Source organism: Sphingomonas sp. SL1004 (assembly GCF_057815015.1).
Map to the genome: position 1 here is coordinate 3,723,977 of NZ_JBYMUX010000001.1, position 23,963 is coordinate 3,747,939.

Genomic DNA, 23,963 nt, shown 5'->3' on the forward strand with positions numbered 1-23,963 from the left:
ATGTTGCGAATCCTGCTGGCCGAAGACGATCAGGTCATGCGCGAGTATCTGACGCGGGCGCTCGAACGCTCCGGATATGCGGTGACCGCGGTCGATCGCGGGACGGCAGCGATTCCGCTGCTCGAAACCGAGACGTTCGATCTGTTGCTGACCGATATCGTCATGCCCGAGATGGACGGGATCGAGCTGGCGCAGAAGGCCGGCGAGATGTGCAAGGACCTCCGCGTGATGTTCATAACGGGCTTTGCGGCGGTCACGTTGAAGGCCGGGCGGGCGATGCCGCAGGCGCGCGTGCTGTCCAAGCCGTTCCACCTGCGCGACCTGGTCGCCGAGGTCGATCGGCTGTTCGAGATGGATAATGTCACCGGCATGCATTGAGCGCTTGCACCCCGCGATAACCGCGGCTAGTGGAGCCCTCCGGCGGGCGTGTAGCTCAGTGGTAGAGCACTGTGTTGACATCGCAGGGGTCGCAAGTTCAATCCTTGCCACGCCCACCATAGAAAGCCCTGGTAGCTCGATGAGCTACCAGGGCTTTTTTGCATCTGCAGCTGGACGGTGTGAGCGAGGCGGACCGGCCGTTTGCGCTCGATCATCCTGGCGAGACAGCGCTAGGCCGCGTTTCGGTACCTCCTTCGGCCATGCGTCGTGATGCGCGCCTGCGTCGGCCCGCATCGGTGGTACGCCGCAACGGGCGTCGCGATTCCCGGTACCGATCAAGTGCCACGTCGTACAAGGAGTCAGGCCGCGATCCTCTCGTCCGGCGACCAGGCTAGAAGCGGGCTTGCGTTTCGACCGAGAAGGCGACGCGCATCGTCCATCACGACATTTTGCCGTGCGATGGTCGATGGCACGCGCCGATCGATAGACACCGACCGCGACTGTCGACGATGTGCGGAGTGTTCGAAAACGATGTCGCGCCAAGCGTCCGGGCTTGTCCTGCCGCGGAATCCTGCCATGCGGCGCCGATGATACGCACCTCGCTTCCCGCCTTGGCCCTCGCACTTCTTTCGTCGGGTCCGGCTTTTGCCCAGTCGATCGGCGCGCCAGCCCCGGAGATGACTCCCGACATCGTCGTCACTGGTCGCGGGCTCGAGGCGGCGCCAGGCGACCGCGCATACGACGTCGTCACGATCGAGCGCGACCGGATCCAGGCGAATGCGAGCAATCGGCTGGAAAGCATCCTCGCCGACGTCGCCGGCCTGCAGCAGTTCCGTCGCTCGGATTCGCGCAGTGCCAACCCGACCAGCCAAGGCATTTCGCTGCGCGGCATTGGTGGTAACGCGTCGAGCCGCGCGCTGCTGATCTTCGATGGCGTCCCGCAGGCGGATCCGTTCGGCGGATGGGTCGCGTTTCCGGCGTATGCGACGGGGCGGCTCGGCCGCATCCGCGTCACGCGCGGCGGCGGCAGCGGGTATCAGGGGCCGGGAGCCTTGGCCGGGACGGTCGAGCTGGAAAGCGCGACGCCCGATCAACTGACCCCGTTCCAGGGCAGCGTCGCCTATGGCAGCCGTGACTCGGTCGACGCGCAGGGCTCTGCGGCGCTGGTCCGTGGATCGGGATTCGCCACCTTGTCAGGGGCCTATGCACGCGGTGACGGCTTTACGCCGACCGTCGAGGAAAGCCGCGGGATCGTTGATCGACCAGCCCCGTACGAACAGGCGTCGGGTGCGCTGCGGACCGTCGTCGGGATCGGCGCGAAGACCGAATTGCAGATGAATGCGAGCGCGTTCACCGACAAGCGCGACCGCGGCAGCGACTTTACCGACAACAAGAGCGGAGGCGCCGACGCCAGCATCCGCCTGATCGGGCGCGGGAACTGGGCGTATTCCGCGCTCGCCTATCTGCAGACGCGCGCGTTCGCGAGCAGCTTCAACAGCATCAATGCCGCGCGGACGACCGCGATCCAGTCGCTGAACCAGTATAATACGCCGGCCACCGGGCTGGGCGGACGCGTCGAGATTGCGCCGCCCTTGGGCGAGAGCATCACGTTGCGCCTCGGCGCGGATATCCGCGACGTCAGCGGCAAGACACAGGAGCTCTATACGTTCGTGAACGCGGTCCCGACGCGGCGGCGCGAAGCGGGGGGGAGCACGACGACGACCGGCGTGTTCGCCGATGGCAGCCTGGTCGCAGGCGACTTCACCTTCAGCCTCGGCGGGCGGGTCGACTGGTGGTCGATCGATGGCGGCTATCTGTCCGAACGTCCGCTGGCGACCGGCGTGGCACTGACCAATCTGCGCTACGCGGACCGCAACGGCAGCGAGACAACCGGGCGGGCGGGCGTGGCGTACAAGCCGCTCGACGCGATCACATTGCGCGCCGCCGGCTATCGCGGGTGGCGGTTGCCGACGCTCAATGAACTGTATCGCCCGTTCCGCGTCGGTAACGATGCGACCGCGGCGAATGCGCTGTTGTCGCCGGAGCGACTGACCGGGGTCGAGGGCGGCATCACGCTGACGCCGGCGCCGGGGGTGAGCATCGCAGCGACCTATTTCTACAACCGGCTGAAGGATGCGATCGCCAACGTCACGACGACCAGTCCGACGCAGGTGTTGCCGGGGGTGACGACCTACCGCGTGCGCCAGAACCTCGATGCGATCCGAGCGCATGGGTTCGAGCTGGATGCGTCGTATCGACCCGGCGCCTTCGGCGTACAGGCGTCGTGGTCGCATACCAACTCGAAGGTCGAGGGATCGGGAATCACGGCTGCGCTCGATGGTTTGCGACCGGCACAGACGCCGCGCGATCAGGTGTCGGGGACCGTCGACTGGCGGCACGACGCGGCCGCGCTGTCGCTGACCGTGCGGCACATCGGCCAGCAATATGACGACGACCAGAATACGCGCGTACTCGATCCGGCGACGACGCTGGATGCGTATGCCGCGCTGCCGATCATGCGATCGCTGGTCGCCGAACTGCGCGGCGAGAATTTGTTCAACGAGCGGGTCGAGGCGGGGATCAGCGGGGCGAACATCGTCGAACGCGCGACACCGCGGACGATCTGGGTCGGGTTGCGCTACGGGATCCGCTGAACCGGCACGCGTTGACCCGTGCATGGCGTGCGACTAATGCCGAGCGCGTGAAGGGTTCCCGGCGACGGGATCAAAAGGGAAGTCGGTGCGCGGGCAGGTCGTCAGGACCCAAATCCGCAAGGCCGGCGCTGTCCCCGCAACTGTGACCGGAAAGCGGCCACCCCGATTACGCCACTGGGTTTCGATCTGGGAAGGCGGGGTGGAGGCGATGACCCGGAAGCCAGGAGACCTGCCCCTCACGGTCGATCCACTGCGCGGGCGGGTGCTCCGGCGCGGACGAGCGCTCCGGTCAAATGGAGTTCCCTCGAGTGAGAGACGTCTGCCGTTTCGCGAATGGTCGCGAGCGGCTTTTCAGGACGTAACCCATGACGAAATTTCTCCTTCTCCTGAGCGCCGCGCTGATCGCATCGCCGGCCTATGCGCAGGACATCCCCGACAGCGACGCGCCCGAAGTCGTCGTCACCGCGACCCGCGTCGCGCAACCCGCGAGCGAAGTCGGCCAGGCGGTGACCGTGATCGACCGCGCCGAGATCGAGCGCCGCCAGACCGTCGTCGTGTCAGACCTGCTCGCGACCACGCCGGGTGTTACCGTGACGCGCAACGGCACGCTGGGTGCTTTGACCGGTGTGCGGATCCGCGGTGCCGAGTCCGACCAGACGTTGGTGGTGATCGACGGCGTGCGGGTCAACGATCCGTCGTCGACCGGCGGCGGCTTCGATTTCGGCAATCTCCTGTCGAGTTCGGTCGAGCGGATCGAAGTGTTGCGCGGACCGAACTCGGTGCCTTGGGGCAGCCAGGCGATCGGCGGCGTCGTCAACATCATCACCGCCGCACCGAGCGAGGGTTTGCAGGCGCGCGCCAACGCCGAATATGGCTATGCCGACAGCGTGTTCGCGAGCGCAGGCGTGTTGGGGAAGACCGGGCCAGTGTCGGGATCGCTGACCGGCGGGTATCTGAAGACCGACGGGATTTCATCGGCCGCTGACGGGACGGAGCGGGACGGGTATCGTCAATATGGCGCGACCGGACGGCTCGGCGTCGAGTTCGCGCCAGGGATCGGCCTCGACCTGCGCGGGTATTTCGCGGACAGCCGGGGCGAACTGGATGGCTTCCCGGCGCCCGACTATGTGCTTGCCGACACCGCCGACTATAGCAAGACGCAGGAGCTTTACGGCTATGCGGGGCTGCACGCGAACTTCGCCGACGGACGGTTCAACAACCGGGTCGCGTTCACGATCGCCGACATCGACCGCGACAATTACGAGCCGGCGTTCGGCGCGGACCCGTCGTTCATCGGTCGCGGCCGTAGCGAGCGCTACGAATACCAAGGCGACTTTCGCCCGCTCGACCAGGTCCGCGTCGTCGCCGGCGTGGAGCGCGAGAACAGCCGTTACAATGACGGCTTCACCTATGCCGATACCGGAATCACCAGCGTTTACGGCCAGTTGATCGTCAAGCCGCTCGACATCCTCACGATCACCGGCGGCGTCCGCAACGACGATCACGAGGATTTCGGCAACCACACGACGTTCGGCGCGAACGCGGCGCTGGCGCTGCGGACCGGCACCACCGTCCGCGCAAGCTATGGTGAAGGGTTCAAGGCGCCGACGCTGTACCAGCTCTTCTCCGAATATGGTGACCGCGATCTGGACCCGGAGACGGCACGCAATTTCGATATCGGCGTCGAGCAGGCGTTCCTCGGCGACCGGGCCCGCGTCGGCGTGACCTATTTCAACCGCCGCACGCGCAACCAGATCGATTTCGATCTGGAGACGTACACCTACCAGAACATCGCGCGCGCCGAGGCGGACGGAGTCGAGTTCACGCTGGCGTTGCGTCCGGTCGATGCGCTGACGCTCACCGCCAACTACAGCTACATCCACACCGAGAACCGCTCGATCGGCGCGAATTACGGCAACGAACTCGCGCGTCGCCCGCGGCAGACCGCCAGCGTCAACGCCGATTACCGGTTCGGGTTCGGGCTCTCGGTCGGCGGCACCGTGTCGCTGGTCGACGACAGCTTCAACGATGCCGGCAACACGACGCGGATCGACGGCTATGCGATCGGCAGCGTCCGTGCGGAGTTCCCGATCGGTGAGCGGTTCGCGATCTACGGTCGTGTCGATAACGTCACCGACGCGAGTTATCAGACGGTCACGGGCTACGGCACCTATGGCCGTGCGGCGTATGGCGGCGTGCGGTTGCGCCTGAAATGAGGTCGGGGGCAATCCTCGCCGCCCTGCTGCTCGGCGGATGTGCAGCACCACCGAGCGGAGGCGGGGGGATCGTCTCGACCAACCCGTGCGTGGATTCGGTGCTGGTCCGGATCCTGCCGGCCTCGCGGATCGCCGCGATCAGCCGGTATTCGCAGGATCCGGCCGCGACCTCGATTCCGCTCGACGTCGCGGGCCGTTTTCGTGCGACCGCGGGGACTGCCGAGGAGGTGATCGCGCTGCATCCCGATCTCGTCATCGCCAGCACCTATACGCCGCCTGCTACCCAGGCGGCGTACGCGCGGGCCGGGTTGAAGACGCTGCTGCTCGGCATTCCGGACTCGATTGCGGAAAGCCAGGCGCAGGTCACGCAGATTGCCGATGCCGTCGGTGCACCTGCGGGCGGCGCGCGGATCAATGCGGATATCGATCGTGCGGTGGCGCGATGGAGCCGCAAGGATGGCGGGGTGCCGAGCGCCTTGCTTTATATCAGCGGAGACCTGGCGACCGGGGGGAGCACGTTGCTGAACGAGATGATGACGCGCGTCGGCTTCCGCAACGCTGCCGCGACTTACGGCCTGACGCATACCGGCACGGTGTCCGCCGAGACGATCGTGACGCGTCCGCCTGCGGTGGTGATCGCGTCGGAACGCGTCGGTCGGGGCACGGCACTGCGCCACCGGCTGCTGCCGAACACGCCGCAAGCCGTCTTCCCGCGCGTCCTGATCAACTGTGGCGGGCCGACCATTCCGCCCGCGCTTGAACGCCTCGCCGCGATCCGGGCGGCGCTGTGATGCGATACCCATACCCAAACCACCCCGGCGAAGGCCGGGGCCCAATTGGAATGGCGGCAATAACCGAGTGCTGCACGCCGTCACGTTCGTCCCCCAATTGGGCCCCGGCCTTCGCCGGGGTGGCGGCAGTGGTCGGTATGCTTGCGGCGGTCCTGTGATGACCCGCGCGCTCAAACTTGCCGTATTGGCCGTCCTGGTGGTCGTGCTGTTCGGACTGTCGCTCGGGTGCGGGAAAGTCTGGGTGCCGCTCGACACCTGGTTCTCGACCGATCCGCGCTGGTGGATCATCCTCGAACTCCGCCTGCCGCGCGCCGTGCTGGGGCTCGCGCTCGGCGCGACGCTCGGGCTGTCGGGCGCGGTATTGCAGGGGTATCTCCGCAACCCGCTCGCAGATCCTGCGGTCGTGGGCGTGTCGTCGGTCGCAGCGCTGGGGGCGGTCGCCGCGATACTCTTCGGGATTGGCCCCGGGCCTGCGATCTTTGCAGCCGCGATGCTGGGGGCAGGGGGGGCGGTGGCGCTGCTCGCCGCGCTGACGTGGCGGTCGCCGAGCGCGATCACCTTCATCCTCGCCGGCACCGTGCTCGCCAGCCTCGCCGGTGCGCTGACCGCGTTCCTGATCTCGATCGCGCCGAACCCCTATGCGGTCGCCGAGGTGATCGACTGGATCATGGGCGCGCTGACCGATCGCGGCTGGGACGACATCAAGCTGGCCTTGCCGCCGATGCTGCTCGGCGCGGTCCTGCTCATGTTCACCGGTCGCTCGCTCGATGCGCTGTCGCTGGGCGAGGCGGCGGCGCGGTCGCTGGGCGTGCGGATGGGCCGGGTGCGCTGGCTGGTCGTGCTCGGCACCGGACTCGTCATCGGCGCGGGTGTCGCAGTCACCGGCGTGATCGGCTTCGTCGGCCTCGTCGTGCCGCATCTGTTGCGGCCCGTCTTCGGTCACCGACCGGGAGCGCTCTTGCTGCCCTCCGCGCTTGGTGGCGCAGCGTTGGTCCTCGCCGCGGACAGTCTCGTTCGCCTCGCACCCGGCGCAGGCGAAGTCCGGCTCGGTGTCGCGATGGCGCTGATCGGGGCGCCGTTCTTTCTCGGGTTACTGGTCAAGGAACGGGGCCGCGCGTGGATCTGATCATTGATGCACTGAGCGTGAAGCTCGGCAAGCGCACTGTCCTCCAGGACGTGTCCGCGCACCTGCGCCCCGGCCGCGTCACCGCGATCCTCGGCCCTAACGGCGCTGGCAAGAGCACGCTGGTCAAAGCCGCCGCGGCACTCGTCGCTCGCGGCGGAGGAAGCGTCCGGCTCGATACGCAGGACGTGGCGGCGATGGACCCGCGCGCCCGCGCACGTGCGATCGGCTACCTCCCGCAGGACGCGACGGTGCACTGGAACATCGTCGCACGTGATGTCGTAGCGCTCGGCCGCCTGCCGCACCTTGGCGCCCATGCAGCGCCGTCGCCTGCCGATCTGGCCGCGATGGAGCGGGCGATGCACGATACCGAGACCACGCACCTCGCGGATCGCCCGGTCGGCGAACTCTCCGGCGGCGAGCGCGCGCGCGTCCTGCTCGCGCGCGTGCTGGCGGGCGAACCGCGCTGGCTGCTCGCCGACGAGCCGCTCGCCAGCCTCGATCCCTCGCACCAGATCGACCTGCTCGCGCGTCTGCGTGCCTACGCGGCAGGCGGGGCGGGGGTCGCGATCGTTCTGCACGACCTCGTCCAGGCCCAGCGCGCGGCGGACGATGCGCTGCTGATCGCGGACGGTCGCGTCGTCGCCTCCGGCACGGTCGCTGAGGTTATGACCGCGGAGACGCTGGCGCGGGTGTTCGGCGTCCGCGTTGCTCCTCTCGAAGACGATGGTCGACGCCTGCTCGTGCCGGTCGGGCGCATCGATTCATAACGAGCTCACGCGGCATAGACGGTCGACGCGCCGCGCCCGCGGCACTATCCCGCGCCGGGTGATCGACATACCCGCTCCCCTCCGCCTGCGCCTCGATGGCGACGCCCTTGTCCAGAATTGGCGCACGCTCGACCGCATGAGCGGCACGGCTGCATGCGGTGCGGCAGTGAAGGCGAACGGCTACGGCCTGGGCGCGGCAGAAGTCGCACGTCGGCTGGCGGGGGCGGGGTGCCGGGACTTTTTCGTCTCCAACTGGCGCGAAGCCGCCGAACTCGCGCCACTGGGCTTGACCGTGTCGGTCCTTCACGGCGTCCGCGAAGACGACATGCCTGCCGCGGCCACCGGCTTCGCCCGGCCCGTGCTCAGCACGCCCACGCAGGTCGCACGCTGGAAGGCGGCAGGCGGCGGTGCCTGCGACGTCATGGTCGACACCGGCATGAACCGCCTAGGCGTGTCGGCGGACGACATCGCCGATGGCCTGCTCGATGGCCTCGCGATCGAAACGCTGATGAGTCATCTGGCGTGCGCGGATGAGGATGTGGCGATGAACGAACGCCAGCGTGCTGCATTCGCCGCACTTGCCGGGCAGACATCGGCAAGACGAATGAGCCTCGCCAACTCCGCCGGTATCGCGCTGGAAGGCTATGCATTCGATCTTACCCGGCCCGGATTGGCGCTGTACGGCGGGATTCCCCGCGGCGAACTGACCGGAGCGATCCAATCCGTCGTAACTCCCGAAGCGCAGATCCTCCAGCGTCGTCGCGTCGTGACCGGCGATACCGTCGGCTACAATGCGACCTGGACGGCCCCCCGCGACACCGAGGTTGCGATCATCAGCCTGGGGTATGCGGACGGCTATTTCCGCGGGTTCTCGGATCGCGGCAAGGCGTCGATCGACGGTCAGCTCGTGCCGGTGATCGGCCGGGTATCGATGGACCTGCTCGCGGTCGATGTGACTGCGGTCGCGGCTATCCAGGAAGGCGCATGGATCGCGCTCGATTTCGCCCTGCCCGACGCCGCCGCGTTGTCGGGGATGTCGCAATATGAACTGCTGACCGGGATGGGCGCGCGCTACTCCCGGTCATGGTCCTGACCGGCCGCTTCGTGGCGAGCGACCGGTAAAGGAGTGAACGTTACCGCTCGATGCACATCGCGATGCCCATGCCGCCGCCGATGCAGAGCGTCGCCAGCCCCTTCTTCGCATCGCGCTTCTGCATCTCGTAGATCAGTGTCGTCAGGACGCGCGCGCCGCTGGCGCCGATGGGGTGGCCGATCGCGATCGCGCCGCCGTTGACGTTGACCTTCGACGCATCCCAGCCGAGTTCCTTGCCGACCGACAAAGCTTGCGCGGCGAAGGCTTCGTTGGCTTCGATCAGGTCGAGGTCGGCTAGTGTCCACCCGGCCTTCTCGAGCGCGCGCCGGGTGGCGGGGACGGGGCCGATGCCCATCACCGACGGATCGACGCCGGCCGAGGCCCAGCTCTTGATCGTGGCCAGAATGGTCGAGCCGCGGCGTTCGGCCTCGTCGCGGCGCATCATCACCAGCGCGGCGGCGCCGTCGTTGAGGCCGCTCGCGTTGGCGGCCGTTACCGTGCCGTCCTTCTTGAACGCGGGCTTCACGCCCGAGACGCTCTCGATCGTCGCGCCGGCCCGGATATATTCGTCGTCGGCAACGATGGTGTCGCCCTTGCGGCCCTTGATCGTGACCAGTGCGATCTCGTCCTTGAAGCGGCCCGAGCCGCGCGCGGCCTCGGCCTTGTTCTGCGAGGCGACCGAGAACGCGTCCTGCTCGCCGCGCGTGACCTGGTATTGCTCGGCGAGGTTCTCGGCGGTGATGCCCATGTGATAGCCGTTGAAGACGTCGGTCAGGCCGTCGCTGACCATCGTGTCGACGAGGCTGAGATTGCCCATCTTTTGGCCACCGCGGATCGACTGCGCGTGCGCGGAGAGCGACATCGATTCCTGGCCGCCCGCGACGACGATGGTCGCGTCACCGGTCTGGATCGCCTGTGCCGCGAGTGCGACCGCGCGGAGGCCCGAGCCGCAGACTTGGTTGACGCCCCATGCCGGGATTTCCTTGGGCACGCCAGCGGCCATCGAGGCCTGGCGGGCGGGGTTCTGGCCCTGGGCTGCGGTGAGGACCTGGCCGAGGATCACTTCGGAGACGTCCTCGCCGGCGACGCCTGCCTGTTCGAGCGCGGCTTCGATCGCGATGCGGCCGAGTTCGTGTGCGGGCGTGGTGGCGAATGCGCCGAGGAAGCTGCCGACGGGGGTGCGCTTGGCGGCGGTGATGACGACGTCGTTCGAGTTCAGGTCGGTCATGGCGGGATCCTCTATGTTTGGACCCCATGTAGGTCAGTCGAGCGCGGCGATCCAGTTGGCCAGCGGTTCCCAGAGGCGCGCGCGGGCGGACCGGCCGACGATCATGCCGACATGCCCTGCGCCGAGATCGCGGCGGTCCGCGAGGCCGATCGCGGTGGCGGCGGGGACGATGCGGTCGCTGAGCGAGACGAACTCGACCGTGGGGCAGGCGAGGGCGAGCGGATCGACCGGCGTGCCGGCGATCGTCCATTGCCCTTTGCCGGGGAGGTCGCTGGCGATGCAGTCCTCGAACAACGAGGCGGCAGCGGCGTAGGGAAGGGGGGCGCCTGCGTTCGCCCAATCCTCGAGTCGGACGAACGCGCGGGCCGCATCACTGTCGGGGGCGAGGTCGGCGAACGCTTCGTATTTGGCGATCGTACGTGTCGGGTCGAGTTGCCAGAAGCCGGCCTGGAGCACTTCCATCGGTAACAGGCCGAGCATTTCCGCCGCCGGTCTTACTGCGGCCCATGTCGCGGCGAGGGCGGGGCGACCTTCGCCATAGCCGGCGAAGTGCCAGGGTGCGGCGATCGCCGCGACGCCCGCAACGGGCATGATGGCGGCGGCACCGAGCGCGAGCGTGCCGCCGAGGCAGTAGCCAACGATGACCGGCGGTTCGTCGAACGCCTGGAGCAGCGGCACCAGCAAGCGCTCGACATGCAGCGCCAGATCGAGGTCGCGGTCCTCGCTGCCGGGCGATCCCCAGTCGATCAGCCATGCGTGAAAGCCCTGTCCGGCGATCCACCGCAACAGCGAAGTCTCCGCGGAATGATCGAGGATGTCGGGTGGGTTTATCAGCGACGGGACGAACACCACGGGGCGTCCGCTGCCACCGTAATCGCGCAACGACACGCGGCCGGCGCGGTGGATCGCAGGCATCGGATCGGGCCGTTTCTCTCGCGGTGCCGACTGGTATGCGCGCAATCCGGCTAGCGCGCGGGCCATCCGTTCGGGCGATGCTGCAGTCTCGCTGCGCAGCACGGATAGGAACAACGGCAGGGGGCGCGGACCGTGTTGCGGTGCGTCATCAAAGACTGTAGCCTCCGTTTCAAACATAAGACGGGGGATCCATGAAGAAGCAACCGGCGGCCGACGGAATCGTCATCATCAAGAAATACGCCAATCGGCGACTCTATAACACCGAGACTTCATCCTACATCACGCTCGATCATCTCGCGACGATGACCCGCGAGGGCCGCGACTTCAAGGTGGTTGATGCGAAGACGGACGAGGACATCACACACAATGTTCTCACGCAAATCATCATGGAGGAGGAGAGCCGCGGCGAGACGATGATGCCGGTGAATTTCCTGCGCCAGCTGATCTCGATGTACGGCGATTCGATGCAGACGATGGTGCCCGGTTATCTCGAGGCGTCGATGGACAGCTTCCGCCGTAACCACGATCAGTTCAAGTCCGCGGTTGAGGGCGCGTTCGCCAATTCGCCGTTCGCCGACATCGCCAAGCGCAACCTGGCGATGTTCGACGTCGCCGCGCAGGCGATGGCGTCGCCCGCGCCCGCACCTGCCGCCAGCAAGGACGACGAGATCGCAGCATTGCGCAGCGAACTCGCCAAGCTGCAGGAAAAGGTCGAGAAGCTCGGCTGAGCGATCGGGTTTAACGGTGGCACCGATATTGTGGAGCGCGAGCGGCGGGTTGGCCGCGCTCGCCGTGATCGCGGGGCTCGGCGAGCGGCGCAGGCGACGGCGCCACGATCCGGATTCGGTCGGGTGGGTCGACTGGCCGACGGTCCAGATGCTGGCGCTGATCGCGCTGGCCGTCACGATCGGACTGGCGTTCAAGTCCTGAACCGACGCCCGTTTCTCAGATAGACGACGGTGTGCCACCGGCTGCGCGGCGTCGTGAAGACCGGGTGATAGTCGCGGGCGAGCGCCGCCTTCACCGCGCGCAGGCTGCCACGGTTCCAGATCGACAGACGCCGATCCGACGTGACGATAACGGGCGGACGGTTCGCCAGGATGCGGCGGACCTCGGCGGCCTCGTCGATCCCGGTCGCATGCTGTTCGGTGTCGTAGGCCAGCAGGTTAGGGAAGGCGTAGGGCGTAGGCAGGCAAGCGTGCGCGAGATGATACGTCACCGTGTCGCCGATAAAGACGTAGGGGCATTCGGCGCCGCTGTTCGCTTCGACGATCTGCGCGACGCGGTAGGCGCCTTGCGCGTCGTTCGGGATCAACGCGCGTTTCGCCAGCAGAATCAGAACGGTGCCGCCGAGAACTAGTGCCAGCAATCGCACTGACCGGCCCAGCGTCGGGGCTGACAAAATTACGAATGGGGTAACCAACGGCAGTGAATAGTGATCGAAGAAGGTCCCGATCGCAAAGAATCCGATCAGCGCCGATGCCAACCAACCGTAGCCGAGGATAATTGTCTCGCGTGGTACGCCGCTGCGTGGTCGAGCGCGCCACGTCAGAACTGTCGCGAGGAGCAGGGGCGACAACTGGGCGATTATGCCGAGCAATCGCATTGCGAGTTCGCTTGCAGGATAGCCCCGGCGCAGCGCGATCGACGTAAAGTTGGCAAACCAGAATGCGTCGAGCGCGACAGCACCACCGGCATAGTACCAGCCGATTGCAGCCAGCGTCGGAATGAGCCCCATGGCCGTCCAGATGACTATTGCAGCAACAAGCCCAATTTTAGGTGTGCCCGAACGTCGCAAGAACCAGATATGCGCCAACCCAAAAGCAGCACCCTCGAACATCGGGGTATATTTTATCTGGATGGCGATACCTGCAAGCAGGCACGAGACAATGCCGCTCGCAAAGATCGCACCGCTGCGACCTTCCGCGGCCTTGGCCGGCACCTGTAGCGTCAACCATGCGGCAATCGCCATCGGCAGATTGTAGAATACCGGCGACTGCCCGCCATTTCCGCCGACTAGCGATATGGCGCCTAGATACACGACTCCCGCTGCAAAGGCGCCTCGATCGTTTGCCCCCACGATTTTGGCCGCTTGGCGGACGATGATCGCAGTGGCCCAAGCGCAGGCGGTCGCGACGAGCTGATATGCGAGGATACCGTTGCCTGGCAGCATCCGGATGCCGGCAAACAGCGCGAATAATCCTATCGGCTTACGATCCCAAAGATCGATATACGGCACTGCGCCGTGCAGCATGCGATCGCCGACGAGCAGATAATATTGCTGGTCATACTCGATGACCGGGTTGCCGAAATCCCAGGCGCGGATCGCGAGCGCGACCAGCAGCAGGAGCAGCGCCTGTATCCAGCGATGGTGTATCCAGCGATTGCGCGACATCAGTAGAAGCTTGCGAGCGTCAGGGGGCGAACGGGGCCGTCGCACAGCCCCAGCGCGACGACGCGTCCCGGCGTGCCGGCGGACCAGGACGCGATCGGACTGGTCGGATATGCGGCGGAGATCGGTGCTCCATCGACCGAGCAGATCAGGTCGCCGTCCTTCCAGCCTGACCCGGCTGCAGGGCCGCCGCGCATGACGTGAAGAACTTTCAACCGATCCTTTTCGACGCCGACGAGCAACCCGCTGGTCGAGCGGAGCGGCGGCGTGTCGGCTTTCGGGCCGCGGCTCAGGACCATCCGGCGTGCGCCGGGATCGAGCAGGACGCGGTAGTTCTGGAGGAAGCCCGAGCCGATCCGGCCTGCCGTGCCGATGGCTTGGGAAAAGCCGTCCGCGGGTTCGATGCGGACTTCGGTGGCGCGCGCGAGCATATCGCCGACGCGGATGTCGGGTACGATCGCGAGTCCGCTGACCGCTGGCCCCGCGAGCCCGAACGAGATCGCGGTGGTGGACGGCAATTGCGACAGGTTCGCCGCCTGCCAGCCGGGCGCGGTGACGGTGATCGAGGATCCGTCGCCGGTGTCGACGACGATCGGTGCCAGGCGTCGGCCGCCGAGGGTTATCGCGCTTTCGTAGACGCTGCGCTCGGCGGAGACGCGGAGCGGTGCGGTCTCGCCCTTGAACGGCAACCGGCCCGAACGAAGCAGGCGGAAGCGGTGCGCGGCGTAATCGATGTCGAGCGCGTGGCCGGCGAGCAGGTCGGCGCCGACCAGCAGGTCGACCGCGGCGGCGCTGCCGGTGGCGATCGCGGGCAGGTCCGCGACGGTGACGCCGCCGCCGGTGCGGGTCAGGCCGCCGACCGTGACCGATCGGGTCGGCATCCAGCCGAGCGCCACCGATCCCCCGATCGCGGTCGCCCGGCCACCGGCGACCAGCTTGGTGGTGTCGAGCGCGGGGGACGCCTTGGCGAGCAGCGTGTAGCTGACGCCGGTATCGAGGATCGCAATGACGTCGCGGCCATCGAGCTGCATCGTGAAGCGGATCTGGTTGCCGGGGGTGAGGTCGAAAGGCACCCAGCGCGCTTCGGTATCGGTGGCGAGCGCGTAGACGCCGCGATCGCGCGCGGCGGGGGAGATGGCGGCGGCCGGTGGCGGTGCCGGCTCGCGCGCGGAGACGAAGAGGACCGCGATCAGCGGGACGAGAGCGAAGAGGGCGCGGCGCATGAGGGGGTGTCCCTAACGAGTCGGTCGCGGCGTACAAGCGCGGGCGGGGCGTGCTCATAGAAGAAGTGGCCTATCCCCTCGCTGCAAGGACGTGGCTAGTGACTAGTGACGGTCCGCGCGTCCATGTTCTCCCGAGAAGGGGGGAGTCCAGTCTGAGTCCCCGCTTTTGCAGGGAAACAGTCTTCTCTCGGTTTGAGCGCAAAAGCCGATCGATGATCCTCTCCCGCCAGGGGGAGGTGGCCGGCGCTTGCCAGCCGGGGGGGCGGAACGGACTCCTGTCTGTTGCGCGTCCTCCCCCTCCGTCGCCTTCGGCGACACCTCCCCTCTGGCGGGGGAGGATCGTTGGGGTTGCACCTTGATGTGAGGACGGCAGAAGGGGGCGAGGCTGTCGAAACCAACCAGCAAACTCAGACAACTATCCAGCCCGAGAAGCTGCGCAGCGCATAGAAAATACACCACCCCGGCGGAGGCCGGGGCCCAATTGGGGGACAGCGATGGCTAAGGGCAGCATGCCATTACTGCCACCTTGCCAATTGGCCCCCGGCCTTCGCCGGAGTGGTGCTCTCCGCCGTGGTAACGACAGTGGGGTAGGAAGGCGCTCGATGAGGCAGCGGCAGCCCCTACAGGCACGCTTCCAGATACGCCTGGTCGAACCCGAACTGTTTCGCCTTCTCCAGCGTATACGGCCGCAATCCCATCGAACGGTACTCGCCCAGGATCTTCCCGTCCGCCGACTCGTCCATATATTCGAACTTGAACAGCTCCTGCGTGACGATCACCGGGCCCTCCATGCCGATCACCTCAGTGATGTTGGTCACCCGGCGCGAACCGTCGCGCAGGCGCTTCACCTGGATGATCAGCTCGACCGAATCGGCGATCTGTCGCGAGATGGCTTCCTTCGGCACCTTGATGTCCGACATCATCACCATGTTCTCCATGCGCGCAAGCGCCTCGCGGGGAGAGTTGGCGTGGAGCGTGCACATCGAGCCGTCGTGACCCGTGTTCATCGCCGCGAGCATGTCGAAACACTCGGAGCCACGAATTTCGCCCAGGATGATCCGGTCAGGACGCATACGCAGCGCGTTCTTAACGAGGTCGCGGATCGAGATTTCGCCCTGGCCCTCCAGATTGGCGGGCCGCGTCTCGAGCGGCAGCCAATGCGGCTGTTGCAGGCGAAGCTCGGCGGCGTCCTCGATCGTCAGCACGCGTTCGCCGGGGTCGATCATCTTCGACAACGCGTTGAGCATCGTCGTCTTGCCCGAACCGGTACCGCCAGAAATGACCACGTTAAAGCGCGAGGCACCCGCAATCTTGAGCGCGGTCGCCATCTTGGGCGACATCGAGCCGAAGCCCGCCATCATGTCTAGCGTGATCGGTTTCGCCGAGAATTTACGGATCGAGATCGCGGTACCGCGCAAAGACAGCGGCGGGACGATCACGTTGACGCGCGAGCCGTCCTTCAGACGCGCATCGGCGAGCGGCGAAGTCTGGTCGACACGGCGGCCGACCGAGTTCACTATCCGCTGCGCGATCTGAAACAGATGCTCCTCGTCGCGGAACTGGATCGGCGCGAGTTCGAGCTTGCCCTTGCGCTCGACATAGGTCTGTTCGGGGCCGTTCACCATGATGTCGGTGATGTTCGGATCCGCCAGCAACTCCTCGAGCGGCCCGAGCCCGAGCAGTTCGTCGACCAGCACCTTTTCCAGCGCGAACTGTTCGCGGCGGTTGAGCGTCAGCTTCAGTTCGGCGAGCACCTCGCCGATGATCGGGCGAAATTCCTCCGCGAGTTCGTCCTTGCCGAGCGTCGCCGCCGCTTCCGGATCGACGCGTTCGAGCAGGCGCGGGAGGACCTGCTCCTTGATCTTGTGGATCGACTGTTCGAAACCTTCGACGCGGCTGTTGCCCGCTTCGCCGCTCGCATTCTGGCGGTCTGAGAGGCGCTGCATCGCGTCCATCTGCGTGCCGGGCATCGTGCCGGGACCGAAGCCGTCCGATTCGCCTGGCATCGGCAGCGATTCGATCGGCGGGAATTGCGAGCCGCCCTCGGGTTCGGATCGCGGCGCGGGGCCGCCACCCTGCATCGGGCGGGCTACGCCGAATGCGGGCCGGGCCGCTTGCCCCCCGCTCATGCCATTACGACGCCCGAATGCGCTCATGCCCAAATCCCTGGATAAGTACGTACCGGGTTAGGCGCGAAGGCTTGATAATTCGCTAACCAAACCGGAATGGTGGATGTCGTCGGATCGGCTGCAGGGTTGATCGCGGTCGAGAACTCCCCGAAGGCTGGGGAATGATCCGCCTGCTGCTCCTTCTCGCGCTGACTTTCGGGTTGGCGAGCTCCGCGTCTGCCGACGACATCGCCGCCACCGGGCGCGGCGTGGTGCGCGTCGTGACGATCGCGGTAGTCGACGATCAGGTGGTCGGCTTCGGTCACGGCAGCGGCTTTGCGATCGCGCCCAACCGGATCGTCACCAACGCGCACGTCGTCGATCTCGCCGAGCGCTATCCCCACAATGTCGTCGTCGGGATCGTCCCGACCGAGGGCACCAAATCGTACCAGGGCAAGGTGATCGCGTATGATTCGCAGCGCGACCTGGCGCTGATCGAGTTCACCGGCGCGCGCCTGCCGCCGAGCGCGCTCTATACCGGGCCGATGAGTGAGGGCGACGCGGTGGTGTCGCTCGGCTTCCCGGGGAACGTCGATCTGGCGACCGCGCGGTCGGCGGCGGATTACATCCGGCCGATGACTCCGGTGCGGTCGGAGGGTGTGCTGTCGGGGCGGCGCGTGCTGAGCAATGTCGAAGTCTTGCTCCATACCGCCAGCATCGCGCGGGGCAATTCGGGCGGGCCTTTGCTTGATCGCTGCGGCCGAATAATCGGCGTGAACTCGGCGATCACGCGCGGCGAGGAGGGCGATTCGACGTTCGGGTTCGCGATTGCGGATACCGAGCTCGCCGGCTTCCTGCACGACGCGAAACAGCCCTACGCGTCGATCGGGACGGGTTGCACGTCGATCGAGGATCGCTTGCGGCAGGATAGCGACGCGGACGCGCGCGCCACCGCCGATGCGGCGTCGGCGAAGCGCGATGCCGCGACGCAGGATGCGATGGCGCGCGAGGTTGCGCTGGAGAAGGCGCGGACCGAGGCGTCGCGCAGCCGCGAGAACGTGATGGCGATCGCCGGGCTGCTGCTGGTGGCGGGGGCGCTGGTGATCGGGAGCGCGGGGCTGCTCGAATCGCGTGGTCAGCGGCGGCAGGCGGTGTGGGCGCTGGGCGTTGGCGGGCTGAGTGCGCTTATCGCGATTGTCGTGTTCGTGCTGCGGCCCTCCGGCGAGGTCGACGTGCCACTGTCCGCGCTGCCGAAGACGCGGATATCGACGCCCGATGCGGCGCTCGGCAAATTGATGTGCACGCTGATCCCCGAGCGCAGCCGGATCACGATTTCGTCCAGCGAGGACGTGCCGATCGATTGGGGCGCGAAGGGCTGCGTCAACGGCAAGACGCAATATGTCGAGGCGAACGGCCGCTGGGACCGCGTGCTGGTGCCCGATGCCGAGCAGACCGTGTCCGTCCTCTCGTTCGATCCGGCGACGCGCGTGTATTCCAACACGCGCTATCTGCTGTCGGCAGCGGGGATGACCGCGGCGCGGACCGCGCGCGGTGTCGTGCCCAACGTGTGCAACATGGACGATGCGGCGCTTGGGCGACTCGCCGGGCAGCAGGCGGCGGTGCGTGCGGTGTTGCCGCCGCTGCCGAACGAGAAGCTCGTCTATTCCTGCAAGTCGGCGCGCTGAGCCTCGGTCGCGAGTAGCGCGCGTTTGCGATCCAGCCCGTACGCATAGCCGCCGAGCGCGCCGCCGATCCGCTGCGCACGGTGGCAGGGGATGACGATCGACACCGGGTTCTGGCCGCAGGCGGTGCCGGCGGCGCGGACCGCGGCGGGGCGACCGGCGAGCGCGGCAAGTTCGCTGTAGGTGCGGGTTTCGCCGATCGGGATTTGCCGCAATGCTTGCCAGATAGCTTCCTGAAAGGCGGTGCCGCGGACGTCCAGCGGGAGGTCTTGGTCGCGTTCGGGGGATTCGACGGCAGCGACGACTTGCGCTGCCAGGTCGGCGAGCGCGGCATCGCCTGGTTCGATCGTGGCGTTGGGGAAGCGGCGGCGGAGTTCGTCGGCGTCTTCGTCGAACGACACGCGGCACAGGCCTTTGTCGGTGGCGGCTACGAACAGGGTGCCGAGGCTCGTATCGGCGGTGGTCCAGCGGATCGTGACGCCTTCGCCGCCGCGTGCCCAGGCGCTGGGGGCCATGCCGAGCCGTTTCGCGTCGGCCTCGTAGAAGCGGCTGGGGGCGGAGTAGCCGGCGTCGTAGATCGCTTCGGTCACGGTCGAATCCTCCGATAGGGCGTTGGCCGCGCGGCCGGTGCGGAGGGCCCGCGCGTAGGCGGCGGGGGTGACGCCGGTGGCGCGCTTGAACAGGCGATGGAAGTGATGGGGGGCGTAGCCGACTTTCGCCGCGACCTCCTCTAGCGAGAGGCGGTCTTCGGCGGCTTCGAGCAGTGCGACCGCCGCGGCGACGGCGATGCGGTCGCGGCCGACTTCGTCCGGGGTGCAACGCAGGCATGGGCGGAAGCCGGCGGCGCGGGCGCTTGGCGGGTCGGGGTGGAAGGTGACGTTTTCGCGCTTGGGATGGCGCGCGGGGCAGCTTGGCTTGCAGTAGATGCCGGTGGTCTTCACGCCGACGATAAACCGGCCGTCCCACGCGCGGTCGCGGCGCTCGAACGCGGTCCAGGCGGTATCATTGTCGGGAGCGGTGATCATCGCGTCGGTATAGCCGGTCGCGACGCGCGTGCATCCCGTGGCTTGCGGTCAAAGCGGAGCCAATCGCGGGCCCGGCCGTTCTCTTGGGTATACCCCATAACGAAAGATGTCTCATGGCCTCCGACACCCCCGTCTGGTTCATTTCCGGCTGCTCGACCGGTTTCGGCCGTGAACTCGCCAAGCTCGTCCTAGCGCGCGGTTGGCGTGCGGTGGTCACTGCGCGGGATGCGGATCGCGTCGCTGATCTGGCGAAGGGTACCGAGGATCGTGCGCTGGCGGTGTCGCTCGACGTGACGGAGCAGGCGCAGATCGACGATGCGGTCGCGCGGGCCAAAACGAAGTTCGGGCGGATCGACGTGCTCGTGAACAATGCGGGATACGGCTACCAGGCTTCGGTCGAGGAGGGCGAGGAGTCGGAGATCCGTGCGCAGTTCGATGCGAACGTGTTCGGGTTGTTTGCGCTTACGCGGGCGGTGCTGCCGATCATGCGGGCACAGAAGAGCGGCAACATCATCAACATCACCTCGGTCGCCGGCCAGGTCGGGTTCCCGGGCTCGGGCTATTACGCCGCGTCGAAGCATGCGGTAGAGGGGTGGTCGGACGCGCTGCTCGCCGAAGTTCAGCCGCTTGGCATCAACGTCACGTGCGTCGAGCCGGGGCCGTTCCGCACGGATTGGGCCGGGCGTTCGCTGAAGCAGACGCCGGTGAAGATCGCCGACTATGCGGATACTGCGGGGAAGCGGCTCGACGGTACGCGCGAGGTGAGCGGGACTCAGGCTGGCGATCCGGTGCGGGCCGGCGAGGCGATGATCGCGCTGACAGAAAACGCGAACCCACCGCGGCATCTGGTGCTGGGGGCCTGGGGGTATGATGCTGTGACGAAGAAGCTGGCGGAGCGGTTGAAGGAGATCGAGGCGCATAAGGCTGACAGCCTCGGAGCCGATTTCCCAGGCGAGTAATCTGAGAGCTTAACCCCACAACCTGTTTCCCCGCGAAGGCGGGGATCCAGACTGGGCTCCCGCCTTCGCGGGAGAACAAGGAAGCGGGGGGTTGCCTTCACGTTTGTAGCGCTAGTCTGCGCTCAGGCCCTTTGCTCTCTCCTGGCCTTTTACCAGAGCCACCATCTAACCGAAGCCACCGCCCCGGCGAAGGCCGGGGTCCAATTGGGGGACGTCGCTGACAGAGCGCGCCCCTCAATTACTGCCACCTTTCCAATTGGGCCCCGGCCTTCGCCGGGGTGGTGCCAATAGGATGCGGCGGCTTAGCCGCCGTTGGCGCGGAACAGGTCCAGCGTGCGCTGCTTCGCCAGATCCGCGCTAGGCTCGTGGTAATCCTTCCGCCGGTCCGAATTGAACCCGTGGCCCGCCTCGTAGACATACACCGTCGCGTTCGGCCAATCCTTCGCGATCACCTGCTCGACGCCCTCCATCGGGATGCCGTGGTCGTGGCGACCGAAGTGGAGGATCACCGGCACCTTCGGCTCCTCGTCCGCCGCGGCCGGGATCATGCTGCCGTAATAGCCGCTCGCCGCCGCCACGCCGGTGAGCTTGGTCGAAGCGAACCACGCGACCGAGCCGCCATAGCAATAGCCGACCACGAACACCGGCCCGGCGGAGGCGAGCGTGTCGATGCAGGTCTGGACGTCCTTCAGCGACAGGTCGAACGGGTGGAGCTGGCGGGCCAGCTCGACCCCGCGGGCGAGGCCGTCGCCCGAATAGTCCGCCTCGAAGCCGGGATGCTCGCGGTCGAACAGCGCGGGGGCCAGGACCTCGTAGCCGTCGGCGGCATACTCATTGCAGAGATCGCGGATGTGGTCCGTAATGCCGAAGATCTCCTGCACCAGCACAAGGCCACCGCGACGCTCGCCGGTCGGCTGCGCGTGATAGACCGCGACGCTCGCGCCGTCGGACATCGTCATCGTTTCCATCGTGCCGGTCATTCTTCAGTCCTCGTCGATTGGTCGTAACGCCCGCCCAATACCGTCATTCCAGCGGAGGCGGGAACCCATAGTGGCAGGCCGTGCGGCGAAAGCGCTGGGTCCGCAGGATATCGATCCCCCGCCTTCGCGAGGATGACATAGGAGTGGTGGTTGTCTCGACACGAATGACAAAACAGTCACAAACCCGTCCTCCCGACCCTCCCGCCGGGTTGCCAATCCGACAACCCGATGCTAACCGCGCCGCGTCCCAGGAGAGGTGCTTTCGCGCCCTCTCTTCCTTTGGGTCGGTTATTCGTTGCAGGCGAGGATAGAGGTTCCGTGGAGACATCCGGCGGTATTCAGGCGAGCTTAGGCGGGCGTTATGCGCTGGCCCTGTTCGAACTCGCGCGTGACGCGAAGACGATCGATGCGGTCGAGTCGAGCCTGGCGAACGTGCGCGACGCACTCGCGCAGTCCGAGGACTTCCGCAATCTGACGGTCAGCCCGATGGTCTCGCGCGGTGCCGCCGTGAAGGCGGTCTCCGCGGTTGCCGACGAGCTCGGCGTCGATGCGACCACCAAGAGCTTTCTCGGCGTCCTCGCCGAGAACCACCGGCTGGGCGCGCTGCCGAAGATCATCAAGGCATTCCGCGCACTTGCCGCGCAGCATCGCGGCGAGATCGCCGCCGAGGTGACGTCCGCGCATCCGCTGACCGACGAGCAGGTGATCGAGCTGAAGCATCAGCTCCGCCAGCGGGTCGGCCGTGAAGTTTCCGTCGACCTCAGCGTCGACCCATCGTTGCTGGGTGGACTCGTCGTCCGCGTCGGCAGCCAGATGATCGATTCGTCGATCAAGACGCGTCTCAACACTCTCGCGCACGCGATGAAGGGCTAAGCTAATGGATATCCGCGCCGCAGAAATCTCGAAGATCATCAAGGATCAGATCGCCAATTTCGGCACCGAGGCCCAGGTCAGCGAGACCGGCCAGGTGCTGAGCGTCGGCGACGGCATCGCGCGCATCTTCGGCCTCGACAACGTCCAGGCCGGCGAGATGGTCGAATTCTCGAACGGCGTGCAGGGCATGGCGCTCAACCTCGAGGCCGATAACGTCGGCGTCGTGATCTTCGGGAGCGATTCCGAGATCAAGGAAGGCGACATCGTCAAGCGCACCGGCACGATCGTCGACGTGCCGATCGGCAAGGAGCTGCTCGGCCGCGTGGTCGATGGCCTCGGCAACCCGATCGACGGCAAGGGCCCGATCCACACCACCGAGCGCAGCCGCGTCGAAGTGAAGGCACCGGGCATCATCCCGCGCCAGTCGGTCAGCGAGCCGGTCCAGACGGGCCTGAAGGCGATCGACGCCCTCGTCCCCGTCGGCCGCGGCCAGCGCGAGCTGATCATCGGCGATCGCCAGACCGGCAAGTCTGCCGTCGCGATCGACGCGTTCATCAACCAGAAGATCGCCAACGCCGGCGACGACGAGTCGAAGAAGCTGTATTGCGTCTATGTCGCGATCGGCCAGAAGCGCTCGACCGTCGCACAGCTCGTCAAGACGCTCGAAGAGAATGGCGCGATGGAATACACCATCGTCATCGCCGCGACCGCGTCGGACCCCGCACCGCTCCAGTATCTCGCGCCCTATACCGGCGTCGCGATGGGCGAGTATTTCCGCGATCGCGGCATGCACGCGCTGATCTGCTACGACGATCTGTCCAAGCAGGCCGTCGCGTATCGCCAGATGTCGCTGCTGCTGCGTCGTCCTCCGGGCCGTGAGGCGTATCCGGGCGACGTGTTCTATCTCCACAGCCGTCTGCTCGAGCGTGCGGCGAAGATGTCGGACGCGAATGGCGGCGGATCGCTGACCGCGCTGCCGATCATCGAGACGCAGGCAGGCGACGTTTCGGCGTACATCCCGACCAACGTGATCTCGATCACCGACGGCCAGATCTTCCTCGAGACCGACCTGTTCTTCTCGGGCGTGCGTCCGGCGATCAACGTCGGCCTGTCGGTGAGCCGCGTCGGTTCGGCGGCTCAGACCAAGGCGATGAAGAAGGTGTCGGGCTCGATCAAGCTCGAGCTGGCGCAGTACCGCGAGATGGCGGCATTCGCGCAGTTCGGGTCGGATCTCGATGCGTCGACGCAGAAGTTGCTGAATCGTGGTGCTCGTTTGACCGAACTGCTCAAGCAGGCGCAGTTCTCGCCGTTGCCGTTCGAGGAGCAGACCGTGTCGATCTTCGCCGGCACCAGCGGCTATCTCGACAAGGTGCCGGTCGCCGACGTGACCCGCTACGAGCAGGCGCTGCTGGCCGACATGCGCGCGAACCATGCCGACGTGCTGAAGCTGATCCGCGATACCCGCGACCTGGGTAACGAGGCGAAGGACAAGCTGAAGGCAGCGCTCGAAGCGTTCGCGAAGACTTTCGCTTAAGTAGATTGTGCCCCCGCGA

General features: G+C 66.7%; 20 protein-coding genes, 1 tRNA gene and 1 riboswitch. Of the genes, 14 read left to right on the forward strand and 7 right to left on the reverse strand.

The window, feature by feature from the left end:
- The 8 genes from cpdR (at position 1) to alr (ending at position 9,025) form a co-directional block, all read left to right on the forward strand.
- A complete protein-coding gene (cpdR, locus tag AC3D24_RS17035; protein WP_055881295.1) occupies positions 1–378 on the forward strand; it encodes a cell cycle two-component system response regulator CpdR in 378 nt (125 codons plus the stop codon).
- Positions 379–422: 44 nt separating this feature from the next.
- Positions 423–497: transfer RNA gene (locus tag AC3D24_RS17040), tRNA-Val, on the forward strand.
- A gap of 468 nt (positions 498–965) precedes the next feature.
- The gene (locus tag AC3D24_RS17045; protein ID WP_489032320.1) at positions 966–3,032 is read left to right on the forward strand and encodes a TonB-dependent receptor; all 2,067 of its coding nucleotides are present in this window, start codon (positions 966–968) and stop codon (positions 3,030–3,032) included.
- A gap of 35 nt (positions 3,033–3,067) precedes the next feature.
- Positions 3,068–3,283, forward strand: a riboswitch (cobalamin riboswitch).
- A 114-nt stretch (positions 3,284–3,397) separates the two neighbouring features.
- Entirely contained in the window at positions 3,398–5,248 is a 1,851-nt protein-coding gene (locus AC3D24_RS17050) for a TonB-dependent receptor plug domain-containing protein (protein WP_489032321.1), read from the forward strand.
- Entirely contained in the window at positions 5,245–6,039 is a 795-nt protein-coding gene (locus AC3D24_RS17055; RefSeq protein WP_489032322.1) for an ABC transporter substrate-binding protein, read from the forward strand. Before AC3D24_RS17050 ends, AC3D24_RS17055 begins: the two co-directional genes overlap by 4 nt.
- Positions 6,040–6,196: 157 nt before the next feature.
- The gene (locus tag AC3D24_RS17060) at positions 6,197–7,165 is read left to right on the forward strand and encodes a FecCD family ABC transporter permease (RefSeq protein WP_489032323.1); all 969 of its coding nucleotides are present in this window, start codon (positions 6,197–6,199) and stop codon (positions 7,163–7,165) included.
- Positions 7,156–7,932, forward strand: a complete 777-nt coding sequence (locus AC3D24_RS17065) for an ABC transporter ATP-binding protein (RefSeq protein ID WP_489032324.1) — start codon at positions 7,156–7,158, stop codon at positions 7,930–7,932. The genes AC3D24_RS17060 and AC3D24_RS17065 overlap by 10 nt, the downstream gene beginning before the upstream one ends.
- Before the next feature lie 67 nt (positions 7,933–7,999).
- Positions 8,000–9,025, forward strand: coding sequence for an alanine racemase (alr, locus tag AC3D24_RS17070; RefSeq protein WP_489033202.1), 1,026 nt, complete (start codon positions 8,000–8,002; stop codon positions 9,023–9,025).
- A gap of 40 nt (positions 9,026–9,065) precedes the next feature.
- On the opposite strand, the gene AC3D24_RS17075 is transcribed toward alr, so the two are convergent.
- Positions 9,066–10,253 carry an acetyl-CoA C-acetyltransferase gene (locus AC3D24_RS17075; protein WP_489032325.1) on the reverse strand — a complete coding sequence of 396 codons (1,188 nt, stop codon included), beginning with the start codon at positions 10,251–10,253 and terminating at the stop codon, positions 9,066–9,068.
- Positions 10,254–10,286: 33 nt separating this feature from the next.
- A complete protein-coding gene (locus AC3D24_RS17080) occupies positions 10,287–11,345 on the reverse strand; it encodes an alpha/beta hydrolase (protein WP_489032326.1) in 1,059 nt (352 codons plus the stop codon).
- A gap of 14 nt (positions 11,346–11,359) precedes the next feature.
- Here AC3D24_RS17080 and phaR point away from each other — a divergent pair, with 14 nt between their 5' ends.
- Positions 11,360–11,896, forward strand: coding sequence for a polyhydroxyalkanoate synthesis repressor PhaR (gene phaR / locus AC3D24_RS17085; protein WP_489032327.1), 537 nt, complete (start codon positions 11,360–11,362; stop codon positions 11,894–11,896).
- Between the two features lie 16 nt (positions 11,897–11,912).
- Positions 11,913–12,098 (forward strand): hypothetical protein, encoded by a 186-nt coding sequence (locus AC3D24_RS17090; RefSeq protein WP_489032328.1) that lies wholly within the window; start codon positions 11,913–11,915, stop codon positions 12,096–12,098.
- On the opposite strand, the gene AC3D24_RS17095 is transcribed toward AC3D24_RS17090, so the two are convergent.
- The 3 genes from AC3D24_RS17095 to AC3D24_RS17105 all read right to left on the reverse strand — a co-directional run bounded on the left by AC3D24_RS17095 (position 12,088) and on the right by AC3D24_RS17105 (position 16,939).
- Positions 12,088–13,563: a hypothetical protein gene (locus tag AC3D24_RS17095; protein ID WP_489032329.1), complete on the reverse strand. Its 1,476-nt coding sequence runs from the start codon at positions 13,561–13,563 to the stop codon at positions 12,088–12,090. The two genes, AC3D24_RS17090 and AC3D24_RS17095, sit on opposite strands and share 11 nt — an antisense overlap.
- Positions 13,563–14,783: a pepsin/retropepsin-like aspartic protease family protein gene (locus AC3D24_RS17100; RefSeq protein WP_489032330.1), complete on the reverse strand. Its 1,221-nt coding sequence runs from the start codon at positions 14,781–14,783 to the stop codon at positions 13,563–13,565. The genes AC3D24_RS17095 and AC3D24_RS17100 overlap by 1 nt, the downstream gene beginning before the upstream one ends.
- A gap of 620 nt (positions 14,784–15,403) precedes the next feature.
- Entirely contained in the window at positions 15,404–16,939 is a 1,536-nt protein-coding gene (locus AC3D24_RS17105) for a TadA family conjugal transfer-associated ATPase (protein ID WP_277983403.1), read from the reverse strand.
- Positions 16,940–17,073: 134 nt separating this feature from the next.
- Between AC3D24_RS17105 and AC3D24_RS17110 the strand changes: the two genes are divergently transcribed.
- On the forward strand, positions 17,074–18,576 hold the full coding sequence (locus AC3D24_RS17110) for a S1C family serine protease (protein ID WP_489032331.1): 1,503 nt from the start codon (positions 17,074–17,076) through the stop codon (positions 18,574–18,576).
- Here the strand turns inward: AC3D24_RS17110 and ada are convergent.
- Positions 18,552–19,598, reverse strand: a complete 1,047-nt coding sequence (gene ada / locus AC3D24_RS17115) for a bifunctional DNA-binding transcriptional regulator/O6-methylguanine-DNA methyltransferase Ada (RefSeq protein ID WP_489032332.1) — start codon at positions 19,596–19,598, stop codon at positions 18,552–18,554. The two genes, AC3D24_RS17110 and ada, sit on opposite strands and share 25 nt — an antisense overlap.
- Positions 19,599–19,711: 113 nt before the next feature.
- On the opposite strand from ada, the gene AC3D24_RS17120 reads away from it, so the two are divergent.
- Complete coding sequence (locus AC3D24_RS17120) at positions 19,712–20,557, forward strand: oxidoreductase (RefSeq protein WP_489032333.1); 846 nt, start codon at positions 19,712–19,714, stop codon at positions 20,555–20,557.
- Between the two features lie 302 nt (positions 20,558–20,859).
- Here the strand turns inward: AC3D24_RS17120 and AC3D24_RS17125 are convergent, their stop codons facing one another.
- On the reverse strand, positions 20,860–21,537 hold the full coding sequence (locus AC3D24_RS17125) for a dienelactone hydrolase family protein (RefSeq protein ID WP_489032334.1): 678 nt from the start codon (positions 21,535–21,537) through the stop codon (positions 20,860–20,862).
- A 318-nt stretch (positions 21,538–21,855) separates the two neighbouring features.
- Here AC3D24_RS17125 and AC3D24_RS17130 point away from each other — a divergent pair, with 318 nt between their 5' ends.
- Both AC3D24_RS17130 and atpA read left to right on the forward strand, forming a co-directional pair.
- Positions 21,856–22,410 (forward strand): F0F1 ATP synthase subunit delta, encoded by a 555-nt coding sequence (locus AC3D24_RS17130; protein WP_187505215.1) that lies wholly within the window; start codon positions 21,856–21,858, stop codon positions 22,408–22,410.
- Between the two features lie 4 nt (positions 22,411–22,414).
- Entirely contained in the window at positions 22,415–23,944 is a 1,530-nt protein-coding gene (atpA, locus tag AC3D24_RS17135) for a F0F1 ATP synthase subunit alpha (protein WP_055873607.1), read from the forward strand.
- Positions 23,945–23,963: the final 19 nt, after the last annotated feature.